11 protein-coding genes and 1 CRISPR repeat array are annotated in these 12746 nt (G+C 64.8%); of the genes, 1 reads left to right on the forward strand and 10 read right to left on the reverse strand.

From position 1 onward, the window contains the following. Positions 1–639: IS6 family transposase (locus AKJ29_RS12585; protein ID WP_055191203.1), on the forward strand; the 639-nt coding region annotated here is incomplete at its 5' end. A gap of 102 nt (positions 640–741) precedes the next feature. Beyond that, a CRISPR array of direct repeats spans positions 742–3393; the repeat unit is 29 nt; unit sequence CGGTTCATCCCCGCGTGGGCGGGGAACGC. A gap of 61 nt (positions 3394–3454) precedes the next feature. On the opposite strand, the gene cas2e is transcribed toward AKJ29_RS12585, so the two are convergent. From cas2e to AKJ29_RS12635, 10 genes are all read right to left on the reverse strand, one after another. Next, a complete protein-coding gene (gene cas2e, locus AKJ29_RS12590; RefSeq protein ID WP_055191376.1) occupies positions 3455–3739 on the reverse strand; it encodes a type I-E CRISPR-associated endoribonuclease Cas2e in 285 nt (94 codons plus the stop codon). Further along, the gene (cas1e, locus tag AKJ29_RS12595) at positions 3736–4668 is read right to left on the reverse strand and encodes a type I-E CRISPR-associated endonuclease Cas1e (RefSeq protein WP_055191378.1); all 933 of its coding nucleotides are present in this window, start codon (positions 4666–4668) and stop codon (positions 3736–3738) included. Before cas1e ends, cas2e begins: the two co-directional genes overlap by 4 nt. Beyond that, complete coding sequence (gene cas6e, locus AKJ29_RS12600; RefSeq protein WP_055191380.1) at positions 4665–5354, reverse strand: type I-E CRISPR-associated protein Cas6/Cse3/CasE; 690 nt, start codon at positions 5352–5354, stop codon at positions 4665–4667. The genes cas1e and cas6e overlap by 4 nt, the downstream gene beginning before the upstream one ends. Continuing rightward, positions 5351–6037, reverse strand: coding sequence for a type I-E CRISPR-associated protein Cas5/CasD (gene cas5e / locus AKJ29_RS12605; protein WP_055191382.1), 687 nt, complete (start codon positions 6035–6037; stop codon positions 5351–5353). Before cas5e ends, cas6e begins: the two co-directional genes overlap by 4 nt. Next, positions 6030–7100: a type I-E CRISPR-associated protein Cas7/Cse4/CasC gene (cas7e, locus tag AKJ29_RS12610; RefSeq protein WP_055191384.1), complete on the reverse strand. Its 1071-nt coding sequence runs from the start codon at positions 7098–7100 to the stop codon at positions 6030–6032. Before cas7e ends, cas5e begins: the two co-directional genes overlap by 8 nt. Next, on the reverse strand, positions 7097–7615 hold the full coding sequence (gene casB, locus AKJ29_RS12615; RefSeq protein ID WP_055191386.1) for a type I-E CRISPR-associated protein Cse2/CasB: 519 nt from the start codon (positions 7613–7615) through the stop codon (positions 7097–7099). Before casB ends, cas7e begins: the two co-directional genes overlap by 4 nt. After that, positions 7612–9084, reverse strand: coding sequence for a type I-E CRISPR-associated protein Cse1/CasA (gene casA / locus AKJ29_RS12620; RefSeq protein WP_055191388.1), 1473 nt, complete (start codon positions 9082–9084; stop codon positions 7612–7614). Before casA ends, casB begins: the two co-directional genes overlap by 4 nt. Before the next feature lie 121 nt (positions 9085–9205). Further along, positions 9206–11680, reverse strand: coding sequence for a CRISPR-associated helicase Cas3' (gene cas3 / locus AKJ29_RS12625; protein ID WP_161805416.1), 2475 nt, complete (start codon positions 11678–11680; stop codon positions 9206–9208). 25 nt (positions 11681–11705) lie between these two features. Then, positions 11706–12071, reverse strand: a complete 366-nt coding sequence (gene repC, locus AKJ29_RS12630; RefSeq protein WP_055191390.1) for a replication initiation protein RepC — start codon at positions 12069–12071, stop codon at positions 11706–11708. Between the two features lie 36 nt (positions 12072–12107). Continuing rightward, a partial coding sequence (locus AKJ29_RS12635; protein ID WP_055191392.1) for an IS6 family transposase occupies positions 12108–12746 on the reverse strand: 639 nt, incomplete at its 5' end.

Below are 12746 nucleotides of genomic sequence, written 5' to 3' on the forward strand. Positions count from 1 at the left end.
CGGGTTGATCATTCGACCATTTACCGCTGGGTGCAACGATATGCCCCGGACATGGAACGGCGGATGCGCTGGCAGTGGCGGCGGCCGATGTCGGATAGCTGGCGCGTTGACGAGACGTATATCAAGGTGCGCGGCAAGTGGACATATCTGTACCGGGCGGTCGATAAGCTGGGCAACACGATCGACTTTTATTTGTCCTCGACACGCAATGCCAAAGCCGCCAAATGCTTTCTGGGCAAGGCTATTCGTGCCTGCAAAGGTTGGGAAAAACCGTCCAAAATCAACACCGACAAGGCTGGATGCTACACCCAGGCGATCCGCGAATTGAAGAAAGAGGGCAAGTGCCCAAAGGACGTCGAACACCGCCAGGTCAAGTATCTGAACAACGTCATCGAGGCCGATCACGGTAAGCTCAAGCAGCTGATCAAGCCGGTCCGGGGCTTCAAAACGATGAAAACCGCCTACGCCACGATCAAGGGATTTGAAGTGATGCGCGCATTGCGAAAAGGCCAGGGCCGCGCCTTCAACCTGACCCGCGATCCCATCGGCGAAAAACGCATGATCGAACGCGCCTTCGGTGTCGGACCATGTGTTATGTCAGAGACCATGACCTGGCTCGAACAGCAACTCGCAGCCTGACTCCGTCCAGCGAGAGGGTCATTGCGGCTCAATAAAATGTTTGCAACAGAGCCGCGTGGGCGGGGAACGCTGGCCGATCCCGAAACTGGTTCAGGTCGCACCCGGTTCATCCCCGCGTGGGCGGGGAACGCTTGCTGGTCCGCATCGCTCAGTTCGCCCCCCGCGGTTCATCCCCGCGTGGGCGGGGAACGCTTCTGTTGGGCCGCTTCGCTTGTGGTCAGCTGCGGTTCATCCCCGCGTGGGCGGGGAACGCATGGGCACCAATATTGTTGCCACCTCTACTAACGGTTCATCCCCGCGTGGGCGGGGAACGCGGCCTTTCTTTACAACGCCTTTCCGATGGCGGCGGTTCATCCCCGCGTGGGCGGGGAACGCGGGGCCGATCCGGTGAGAACCTGAATCCAGACCGGTTCATCCCCGCGTGGGCGGGGAACGCGGGCGCTCCCATTGCCAAGACCGGCGGCAAGGCGGTTCATCCCCGCGTGGGCGGGGAACGCCCGATCTTTTCCCCGTGGTCACTGGAAATGTACGGTTCATCCCCGCGTGGGCGGGGAACGCCAGGGCAATGGTAAATTTACCAGAGTATGTGTCGGTTCATCCCCGCGTGGGCGGGGAACGCTCCGTCAGCGCGGTATTCAGAATGAGATTGCGCGGTTCATCCCCGCGTGGGCGGGGAACGCCTGATGCGGGTAAGGTTCATTTGTGTCAACAGCGGTTCATCCCCGCGTGGGCGGGGAACGCAGCCTCGGTATGCGCCCGGACAAACTCAAGCTCGGTTCATCCCCGCGTGGGCGGGGAACGCTTGCTTGTCCAGCGTTGTTGGCATTGCCCCATCGGTTCATCCCCGCGTGGGCGGGGAACGCACCATAGGGGCAGCGTCCAATCCGCGCGTAACCGGTTCATCCCCGCGTGGGCGGGGAACGCCAAATGTTACTAGGTATTTAGCCATTGGTTTACGGTTCATCCCCGCGTGGGCGGGGAACGCTACCCGCGTGAACACCTCGCAACAGCAGCGGCCGGTTCATCCCCGCGTGGGCGGGGAACGCTGGGGATTGGTTCGTTGAAATGAACGATGGTTCGGTTCATCCCCGCGTGGGCGGGGAACGCCTCTCCCACCTTGCTTGCTGCCATGTATCCATCGGTTCATCCCCGCGTGGGCGGGGAACGCTTGCGCTTGTATGGTTTGATTATGCTAAGTGGCGGTTCATCCCCGCGTGGGCGGGGAACGCTTGCCGCCGATCACTCCGTCAAGGGCATAGTGCGGTTCATCCCCGCGTGGGCGGGGAACGCGAAAGTGGCCGGCCGGCAGCTGAAGAAACAGGCGGTTCATCCCCGCGTGGGCGGGGAACGCTTTGCGATCAAAAACAGCGTTGCCGGTATATTCGGTTCATCCCCGCGTGGGCGGGGAACGCCCGTCGCTCAGATCCCAAAATGACATATTTTACGGTTCATCCCCGCGTGGGCGGGGAACGCGAGTGAGCATCAAAAGACACCTAAAAACAGGCCGGTTCATCCCCGCGTGGGCGGGGAACGCGGGGCTTCTCCGTGCTATTGCAGATCAGGTGTCGGTTCATCCCCGCGTGGGCGGGGAACGCTCGGGTCTGAGGTCATGCGTGATGGCGAGTGGCGGTTCATCCCCGCGTGGGCGGGGAACGCGGCATTCCGGTTGCGGCGGGTCAATCTCTGACCGGTTCATCCCCGCGTGGGCGGGGAACGCGTGAGTTTATCCATGCCAGTTACTCAAAAACCCGGTTCATCCCCGCGTGGGCGGGGAACGCGGCGTACCAACCACAATATGATGCCGGGTAGACGGTTCATCCCCGCGTGGGCGGGGAACGCAACTGGAAACGTATTCCTACCGATGGAAGCCCCGGTTCATCCCCGCGTGGGCGGGGAACGCACGTCACCGGACAGCAGGGCTTTACCGTCCGCCGGTTCATCCCCGCGTGGGCGGGGAACGCGAAAGCCCTGGCCTGCACCAATAGATCTGGCGCGGTTCATCCCCGCGTGGGCGGGGAACGCCTCGGCCTTCATGGTACGAACGCCGATTGGATCGGTTCATCCCCGCGTGGGCGGGGAACGCGCAATCAGCCATATCTGTTTGACGGTGGCCTGAGGTTCATCCCCGCGTGGGCGGGGAACGCCCACTGGATGCCACTACCGGAGCCACCCACCACGGTTCATCCCCGCGTGGGCGGGGAACGCACCTGAATGATCTTGTGGTTATTTCCATCAACCGGTTCATCCCCGCGTGGGCGGGGAACGCTTCATGCCATCCCAGCGCGCCCACGCCATGAGCGGTTCATCCCCGCGTGGGCGGGGAACGCGGAGGATGAAGACTGGCAACAAAAGACGTTATCGGTTCATCCCCGCGTGGGCGGGGAACGCTCCATATCGAGGATAAGAGAGCCGTTAGTCCCCGGTTCATCCCCGCGTGGGCGGGGAACGCTCAAGGGTGGCGCGCACTGGTGTGCATGATTACGGTTCATCCCCGCGTGGGCGGGGAACGCGGGGTAGCTTTCCAGCCGGAAGAGCGCGGAATCGGTTCATCCCCGCGTGGGCGGGGAACGCTCATCACGGGACCGGATCACCTGCATGAAGGCAGGTTCATCCCCGCGTGGGCGGGGAACGCTGCCCATCGGAGACCGCAGAGCAAGCGACGTTCGGTTCATCCCCGCGTGGGCGGGGAACGCCATGTCTCTTTCCCTTCGGTGGTTTTGCCCGGCGGTTCATCCCCGCGTGGGCGGGGAACGCTCTTGTTGTAAGCGATTGTTCTACCAAAGATATTCTAATGTCAAAGAACGTACCGAGAAATTTACGGTTTTCGGGGTGCAAAGCTGACCAGTTTCATGCCGTCGAAATCCACCGGCATCCGGCGGTTTGTGCCCACGGTTTTAAAGTCATACCCCTGATCGGTGGGCGCTTTCCAGATCATCACCGCATCGCCCCTGTCGATATAGGCTTCGACCTGATCCCAGATCATCGTGCGGGTCCGGGCCGAATAGGCGCCGACATAGACCCCCGCGCGCACCTCAAGCAGCCAGGCGGCAAGGCGTCCGCGCAGGCGGGGCGGCGCGTTCGAGACCACGACGACAATCATCCGTGATGCCCCTGATCGCCGGGGGCCGGATCGTCGGGAAAGGCGGGCCCGGCGGCTTCGGTGGGGGGATCGGGCACGGGCAGGTCGCCCGCGCGCAACACCTCTTCAATGCGCGGGATGATCTGCGCCAACAGCCCGGTGCGCCGGAACGCATCGCGACAGGCCAGACGCACGGCGCGGTCGGGCGACATGTCCAGCTTGCCTTTGGCGTATTGGCCGGCGATGCGGAATGCCTCGGGCACGACGGTGTCCAGCTTGAACAGATCCGCGATGTCATAGACGAAACTGCGCGGCTTGCCGGTGTGCAGAAACCCGATGGCGGGGGCATAGCCCGCGGCCAGAACGGCGGCCTCGGACAGGCCGTGCAGGCAGGCGGTGGCGGCTGACAGGCAGCGGTTGGGCACGTCTGCGGCCTCCCACGCGCCGGGGTCGTATTTGCGGCGCTTCCAATCGACCCCATGCTGTTGGGCCAGCAGGGCATAGGTTTCGCGCACGCGCACGCCCTCGATCCCGCGCAACTGGTCGACCGAGCGGCGCTGCGGGGCGTCTTCGTCGAACCGCAGGGCGAACATCTTGCGCACCACACGCAGCCGCGCCGCCGGGTCCAGCGCGATCGAGGCCTGCCACAAAAGGCGATCCGACCGCGCCCCGCCGGGTTGCCCGGCAGAATACAGCCGCACGCCGCCTTCGCCGACCCAGGTGATCAGGGTGCCGGTGCGCGCCGCCAGGGCCACCGCCGCGTGGCTGATCCGTGCACCGGGTTCCAGCATCACCCCCGCCAGCCCGCCGACCGGAATATGGGTGCGGGTGCCATCCGCATTCACCGCCACAAAGGCCCCGTCCTGCACGTCAAGCTGGGCACGTTCGACAAAGATCAGCGACGCCCGATCCTTCAGCGGGATCGGTTTGGGGGGCGGCAGGCCCTTCATGCCCGGCGGATCAGCATCAGGCCGCAGCCAAATGCCTTGGCCCGCCCGAGGCCCTGCGACAGCGTCGTCAGAAACGCGGCCGGATCGGTGACGCGCAACTGCCCGCTCAGGTCGAGCACGCCGAAGGTGACGGGCCTTTGCCCCCGGCCCTTCGCAAAGCGCTGCACCGCGTAATCCTCGACCGTCAGTTGATCAGGGGCAAAGCCGCGCCGGCTCCCCTGCCCGTCCAGCCATGTGCGGGCCACCTGACCCGCGATCTCCATCCGGCGGTCGGCACGATCCGGGCCTTTCGGCGGCAGGGCGTCCATCACCAGGTCGATGTGGCGCTTTCTCTCCTTGCCGCTGGCGGTCCGTTCCCCGGTTTTCTCCGTGCGGGTGGCGTTGACGCGCAGCACAAAGCCCAGCCGGTCGCCCGCGCGCAGGTCGGGGGCAAACTCCTTGGTCTGGGGCGGGTCGAAAAACGGCGTCGGCTGCGGCGGCCGGTGCGACAGCACCAGAAACCGGCCGTTGCCGTCAGCACGCCAAAGGAAATCGCGTTTGGCGTCGGGATCGCCTGCAAAGGCCGACCAGATCAGCCGGTGATGGGCGTCCATCTTTGCACCGCCCTCGTTGGGATCCAGCAACGCGCCCAAGGCCGCGACCTGCGGATCCCGCGCGATCTGCAATTTCGACAGATACAGCGTCATGGCGCCACCTCGGGTGTGATCGCAACCGGCACCAGCGACACCGCACGCGGGGCGAAATGCCAGCGTTTGCGGTCGACCGCGATGTCATGGCGCTGCAGGCTCTGACCCGCCCCCTCGCGCGCGTCACAGGCCATCACCCGCGCCACGGCCCCCCGGTGCCACGGCGGCAGCACAAGCGCCCCCAGCGCGGTCTCTGCGCTGTCTGCGGTGACGATCTGCGGGTGCACGGGGGCCGACAGCGGGCAGGATTTGCGGCCAAGGTAAAGGGGAAACACCGGGGCCGACAGGACCGCGCGCAGCGCCTTCAGCCCCGGCCCTTCCACCGCCACACCATAAAGCACCCCCATGCGGTAATCACGCAGGGTGATCGTCGTGTTGGTGCGCCCCTTCGCGGTGCGCAGCGCGTCGGGCCGAGATTGCGGATTGCGCGCGGCGGCGGTGGGCACGGTTTCGATGGTGTGGTAATCGCGCAGGACCTCGCCCGCCTCGAACACCGCAACCGAAAAGCGCAGGCTCTCCAGCACCGAGAAATCGCCATCGCGCCGGATGCCAAGCGCGGCCCCGCACAGGCCGATCAGCGCCGAGTGCCCCGGCCAGGTCAGGCTGCCGCGCCGTTCATGCCCGGCAAAATCGCCCATCGCGCCCAGGGTCGCGGCCAGGTGGAAGATCAGGAACTCAGCCACGGACCTGCCCTGCCACGAAATTTGCAAGGTCTTCCAGCGTCCCTTCGCCCGCCGGGACATTCAGGGTCAGATGCGCGTCGCAGGCGGGGCCATAGGCGGCGTCGATCCGGTCTGCCGTCTGCCCAAGCGCCGCAATGGACGCCGCAAGGATATCGCCGTCCTTCACCGGATGGAAGAACGCCCCGGTTAGGTCGCGCGGCTGTTGCGTGCCGCTTTCCACGCGCAGGAAGGACGCGCGCGGATTGTGGGCAAAGCTGTTGCGCTTGCCGCCCGGGCTGGCGGTGGCCAGGGCCCGCGTCAGCGCCGCCGCCCCCTGCGCGGCCAGATCCGCGTCACCGGCCAGGTTTTCGATCAAAAGATCGGCGTTGAGACAGGCGTAAAGGTAATAGACCCCCGACCCGAACCCAAGTTCGCCCAGATGCCCCGCGCCCATGTCCTCTTCGCGTGTTTTCAGGTCATCAACGGCCGAGAACCAGTCGTCCTCCGCCAGCACCCGGTGCGTGGTAATCGCGTGGCCCACCTGCACGGCGGCATCGCGGTTGAACGCCGGATCATCGGCCAGCATCCGCCCGAACATGGCGATATCGACCGCGCCGTCCGCGTGTCGCAGCACCAGTTTTTTCAGCTCTTTGTCCGCCGGCACCTCCTCGCCCGCCAGAACCTTCGCCGCCAAATCCTCGGCCAAGGCCCATTCGTCGGGCGAAATGAAGGTCAGCGTGGTTGACTTGATCTCATCCGGCTTGTCCTTCTTGGGCTTTTCCAGCTTGCCAAACAGCGCCGCGACCTTTTCTGCCGCGTCGCGGGCCTGTGGGTCCTCTGCCCCTTCGGCCACCAGCGTCTTGTGCAATTCTTCGCAAAGCCGCTTGGTGCGGGTCCCGATATGGCCCGCCAAATCCGTGCCGAAATAGCTGGTTTCACGGATCGCCCGTTTCAACGATTGTGACGACAGGCGCAGACGCGGGGCGCCGCCCACTGTGGCCTGTTTCGGGCGCCCCTGATCATCACGGTTTGGGTTCGACGGCGGATAGGCGGTCAGAACGTGGAACTGAATAAAGCGCGTCATTCGGAAATCTCCTTAAGCGTCTCGTTAAGCATCTGGGGCACCGCAGCGCCGTGATAGTCGAAAATCCAACGGGTCCGCACACGGTCGGACCAATAAAACAAATCGGCCCCCAGCGCGCCGATATTGCAGGCCCGACCGGCCATCGGCAGGGCGCGGATCAACCCGGTGGTCAGCGCATCGCCCTCGGCCCTGAGCAACCGTTGGAAACGCAGGTCGGACAAGGGGGGCGGGTGGCCTGCCCCAAGGCGATGGGCCAGCGTTTCGGCGACATCGCCGCGCAGATGTGCCAGCACACAGACGATCCGGTGCACCCGGATCGGGTCGGTCAGATCCAGCGCGCGCGCCAGGTCAAAGACCGGGCGCATCGCCAGCGCCTCGACCGGACCGGCGCGGCGCAGACGGGCCGCGAAGCCAAGCGCCTTGCCCGACGGCCGGCCATCAAGACGTTCGCCGATATGTTCGTGCCACCACACCTTGATGATCGCCCCCGGTTTGGAGTGAGTTGCATCGCTCATGCTGAGACCTCTTTCTTGCGTGTTGGTGGAAGCGGCAGCTCAAGGGCCTCGTACGCCTTGCGCCCATAGGTGCCATAGCCCGAGAGGTTGGCGCGCAACCGTCCGTGCGCCGCCACGATCTGCTGCTGGCGCTTGGCGTCCTGTTCGGACAGGCCCGACAGGGCGCGGCGTTCAAAGAGATCAAGCGCGACCCTGCGCATTTCGGCCAACCAATCGGTTGCGGTCTGGGCGGTGTTGACAGCTGTCAACCCGGTCGCCAATTGCTGAAACAGGGCTTCGGTGTGGGCATAGAACGCCTCGCGCACGGCCTCGCGCGCCTCGCCTTCGGCCAGAACCGGACCAAGCGACGCCCGCAACGCCAGCGACATCAGGTCTGCCGCTTCGATCATCCCGATAAGGCACCGCTGCGCCGCGCCGTCCGGGGACACCAGCGGCGGCGCGGCCAGAATGAAATCGCGGGGTTTCATATTGTCCATCGACCACCCGGCCACCAGAACCTGCGCCGGGCGATGACCCGAACGTTGCCCCCACAGCCGCACCATCTGGGCGCGGCGGGTCAGGGTCGCATCGGTTTCGGGTTGTGCTGCGATCACGCCCAGCCAGTGCCGATAGCCAAACGCACCGGGCCGGGGATGTTTCGGCAACCATTCGGCCCCGACCTTTTGACGGTAATAGGGCGACAGCGGGTGCATCCAACCGGCATAATTGGTGCCATAGGGCCGCTGGATCACACCCGTCACCGTGTCGTCGCCCACCAACCGCACCCGGCGCGGCATCCCAAAGAACGCTTCGACCGGGTGGCTTTGTTCGGGAAAGACCTGTTGCGCCTTGTTTGACACGCGCGTGGGCCGCATCCACGGCAGGTGGTCCGTGTCTGCGGGGCGGCCATCCGGCACATTCGCCCAAATCAGCGGCCAAAGCCCCTGCCCTGGATCAATCAGCGTGACCATCGGCCCGCCACCGCGCATCGAGGTGCGGTTGCCCGCCCCGCCGGACGGAGCGAAGCTCTGAAACGTGTAAAGCGCCATTGCCGCCAGGGGCAGCGCCAGATCGCCATAACGCCCGCGCCAGACCATCAGATCGGCGTTGTTGCGCACCGTATTGGCCCCCGCGCTGTCGATGAACAGCATGTCGGGGCTGTTGGGCGCGCCTTCCAACGGCTCAAGATCCTGCAAAAACCGCTTGCCGTCGCCCAGCAGGTTGAAGGCAGGCGCAAAGGGGGCAAGCCGGGCCTTCAGCCGGTCGGGATCGGGGCGTTCACGGTCCTGCCACTCCTCTTCATGCGCGGGCGGATCGGCCATGAACACAAGCCCGATCAACAGTTCAAGACAGGCGACGTTCAGATCGGGGCGCGGCCAATCGGGGAACGCAATATCGGGATCGGCGATCTGCCACGGCGCGATCACGCGGCGATCACCGGAGCGAAGGCGGACCGGGATCCACGGGTCGGTAATGAGGTTGAGGTGCAATGCCTTGGTCCAATACTGCTATTCGCACCCATCTTTTCGATCACTCAACCATAGGTCAAGCCCTTAGGAATCAGACTTGCTGATTATGCGCGCTCACCAAAACACGCTAAGCCATTGATTTTTAACTTTTTTTGTCGGAAAACAATAACCCTAGGGCCGGGTCATAAAGCAACCCGTCGCAAATCTGGCCTGCATCGTCCATGGGGCACACAGTCAGGGTGCGGCGGCGCCAGTCGGGCCAGTCCTGTGTCAGGGCGACGATCTCTGGGGCGGTCTGGTCAGGCAGGTCCAGCCCCGACAGGCGATGTTCGGAAGCGCGCACCTCGGAAAGTTGACAGCCGTCAACTCCGCCCCCGGCATAGGGCACAAGGCCCCCGTCCTGCCAGACGGCCAGCATCAGGGTGCGGGTGGGCAGGCCAAGGCGGGTGGGAAATTCGGTATCCTCGGCCCCTGCCCCGCCATCGCGATACCCTTCCTCCAGTTTGACCAGATTGTGCCGCGCCCGGTTCTGCGCCGCGTACCCTTTGCCGATACGCTCCCGCTCGGCGGGGGCAAGGGCATCGGGCACAGGCATGGGCAGATCGCCTGCGCCATGCACCTCTTCGATCAGGTCGCGCAAGCCACCCGGCGCGACGATTTCACCACGCTGCGCCAAGGCCCGTGCGGTGCGCCATTGCAGGTCGAGCGGATAGACCCACGCACCCCTGTCCAGAACCCGCGCCAACCATTGATCGTCGCGCACATCCTCCGGGTCCGGCCCGACGACCGACAGCACCGGCGAAGGCACGGGCCGCGCGCCGACCGGACGTTCGTCCATGTGCCGCCACAACCGCCCGGCCCGCTGGATCAGCGCGGCCACCGGGGCCAGATCGCTGACCATCACATCGAAATCCAGATCAAGCGAGCTTTCCACCACCTGCGTCGCGACCAGCACCCGCCCCGCCCGGTCCTGCCCGGTCTTGCCGAACCGCGTCAGCGCGGCGGTTTCATGGGCCAGCCGATCCACCATCGCAAACCGTGCGTGCAGAAGGTCGGCCTGCACCCCCGCCGCGCGCAGCGCGTTCACGGCGGAAATCGCGTCATCGACGGCGTTGCGCACCCAGACACAGGCGGCGCCCTGCGCGGCGCGATCGGTCAAAAGCGCCACCGCATCCTCTGCGCTGGCCACACGGTCCACCGTGATCGGGCCGCGCAGTGACGGGCTGGGATCAAAGGCGCGCTGTGCTGTCCCCCCCGCGATGGTCAGCGCCGGATAGGCCGGGTCGCCCTCGTCACGCCCCCCATACCGCGCCAGCAACGCCGCGCGCTGATCCAGCGGCAGGGTCGCGGTCAGCAGGATCGCCGACCCGCCGGCCTGGCGATGGGCGGTCAACAACTGGGCGAGTTCCTCGGACAGGTAGGGTTCGCCCATCTCATGCACCTCGTCCACGATCAGGATTTTCGACGACAGGCCATAATGGCGCAGACAGGCGTGTTTTGTCGGCAGGACGGACAGCAAAGCCTGATCAATCGTGCCAACCCCAACCGTTGCCAGCAACGCGCGGCGGCGGTTGTCGGCCAGCCATTCGGTGGAAACGGGGGCATCCGTGGCCGGCGCGGGCTGTGCCACCAGATCGCGGAACGCGTCCGACATACCCGCGCGGCCATGCGCAAGGGTCAGGCAGGGGGCAGACGCGAACATCCTGCCCACAACATCGCGCACGCGCAGGAACATCGCATTGGCCGTCGCCATAGTGGGCAGGGCGACATAAAGCCCTTGACCCTTTCCAGCCTGAATCATCCGCTGCGCCAGCAAAAGCGCGGCCTCGGTCTTGCCCGCGCCGGTTTCATCTTCGATCACCGCCAGCATCGGCCCATCGGGCAGGGGGATATCGGCAACGGCGGCCTGCATCGGGCGGGGGTCAAAATCAAACAGCGTGGCGGTTGACGGGGCAGGGGCGTGCAGCCCGGCCGCCTGAACAGCGATCACCGCCTGTGCCCGTGCCGTGTCGAGATAGTCTTTGATCGACAGATCGGGTGCTGCGAAGGGGAACCACCCCTCGTTCGACCCGATCCAGTCGGCGGCGGCGATACATCCGGGCAACCACCAGCTGAGCGCAATCGCGTCTTCGCGGCTGAGGGCGTCAAGCGAGGCCTCGGGCCAGAGGGCGGCGAAAGCCCGGATCACCTCGGCGCTGTCGCGGATCGCGTCATCGCCCATGGCCCGCAGATGGCGCGTGTCCGCAAGGCCAAGCGTCGGGGGCCGCCCGTGATGCCCGGCGGTTGCCGCGTAAAGAAAGGCCCGGCGCGTCTGGCGGCCTCCAAGGCGTTCCGCGAGCAGGGCGTCGTGCCGGTGCAAAAGCACCTCGGTCATTTCCCAGTGGCGCTTGGCCTGGGGGATCCGTTCAGACAGCATATTTCGGAACGGCGCGCCGATTTTGCCCAGATCGTGCAGCGCGGTCAAAAGACACAGCGCCTGGCGCAGCGGGGCAGGGTAGGGGGTGCGGGCGAGCAAAATTTCGGCCACCGCGGCCACGTCGAGCATGTGATAAACGGCGGGATGCGTGGCCCCGTTCTGATCCCGCTTGCCCGGCCAATTGGCGATGATGTCCTGCATTCTGCCCCCTTGCATCTGCCGTGCCTCATGCGGCCCGATCGTTTTCCGCGCGAAGCAGCGCCATCACCATCGGACCCGGTGTGAATTGCCCCTCGGCCGCACGGGCGGACAGGGATCTGAGATAGCCCCCGGGTTTCGCGATATGGTCGGCCCTTTGCAGCATACACGCAACCGAAATTGCGGCATTCACGTCGCCCATGATCCGACAGGCTTCGTGCCAGGCGTGTTCGCTAATGCCCAACATGCCACGTACAAAGGCCGCGGTCACGACCAGCTGATGCCAATCCCTGATCCCGTCGGGGGCATAATCGCGCAGATCCGGGGTTGCTTTCAGGACCAGACCCAAGGGAAGCTTTGTCTCGACCTGTCGGTCAGGCTCTGTTGCAAACATTTTATTGAGCCGCAATGACCCTCTCGCTGGACGGAGTCAGGCTGCGAGTTGCTGTTCGAGCCAGGTCATGGTCTCTGACATAACACATGGTCCGACACCGAAGGCGCGTTCGATCATGCGTTTTTCGCCGATGGGATCGCGGGTCAGGTTGAAGGCGCGGCCCTGGCCTTTTCGCAATGCGCGCATCACTTCAAATCCCTTGATCGTGGCGTAGGCGGTTTTCATCGTTTTGAAGCCCCGGACCGGCTTGATCAGCTGCTTGAGCTTACCGTGATCGGCCTCGATGACGTTGTTCAGATACTTGACCTGGCGGTGTTCGACGTCCTTTGGGCACTTGCCCTCTTTCTTCAATTCGCGGATCGCCTGGGTGTAGCATCCAGCCTTGTCGGTGTTGATTTTGGACGGTTTTTCCCAACCTTTGCAGGCACGAATAGCCTTGCCCAGAAAGCATTTGGCGGCTTTGGCATTGCGTGTCGAGGACAAATAAAAGTCGATCGTGTTGCCCAGCTTATCGACCGCCCGGTACAGATATGTCCACTTGCCGCGCACCTTGATATACGTCTCGTCAACGCGCCAGCTATCCGACATCGGCCGCCGCCACTGCCAGCGCATCCGCCGTTCCATGTCCGGGGCATATCGTTGCACCCAGCGGTAAATGGTCGAATGATCAACCTC

The sequence above is a fragment of the Aliiroseovarius crassostreae genome (assembly GCF_001307765.1).
GTDB lineage: Bacteria > Pseudomonadota > Alphaproteobacteria > Rhodobacterales > Rhodobacteraceae > Aliiroseovarius > Aliiroseovarius crassostreae.

What these genes read in the sequence shown, in the direction of transcription:
- cas6e (WP_055191380.1), bottom strand. Translation starts at nt 5,354, where the DNA reads ATGACGCTGTATCTGTCGAAATTGCAGATCGCGCGGGATCCGCAGGTC.
- cas2e (WP_055191376.1), bottom strand. Translation starts at nt 3,739, where the DNA reads ATGATTGTCGTCGTGGTCTCGAACGCGCCGCCCCGCCTGCGCGGACGC.
- casB (WP_055191386.1), bottom strand. Translation starts at nt 7,615, where the DNA reads ATGAGCGATGCAACTCACTCCAAACCGGGGGCGATCATCAAGGTGTGG.
- cas1e (WP_055191378.1), bottom strand. Translation starts at nt 4,668, where the DNA reads ATGAAGGGCCTGCCGCCCCCCAAACCGATCCCGCTGAAGGATCGGGCG.
- cas7e (WP_055191384.1), bottom strand. Translation starts at nt 7,100, where the DNA reads ATGACGCGCTTTATTCAGTTCCACGTTCTGACCGCCTATCCGCCGTCG.
- cas3 (WP_161805416.1), bottom strand. Translation starts at nt 11,680, where the DNA reads ATGCAGGACATCATCGCCAATTGGCCGGGCAAGCGGGATCAGAACGGG.
- repC (WP_055191390.1), bottom strand. Translation starts at nt 12,071, where the DNA reads ATGTTTGCAACAGAGCCTGACCGACAGGTCGAGACAAAGCTTCCCTTG.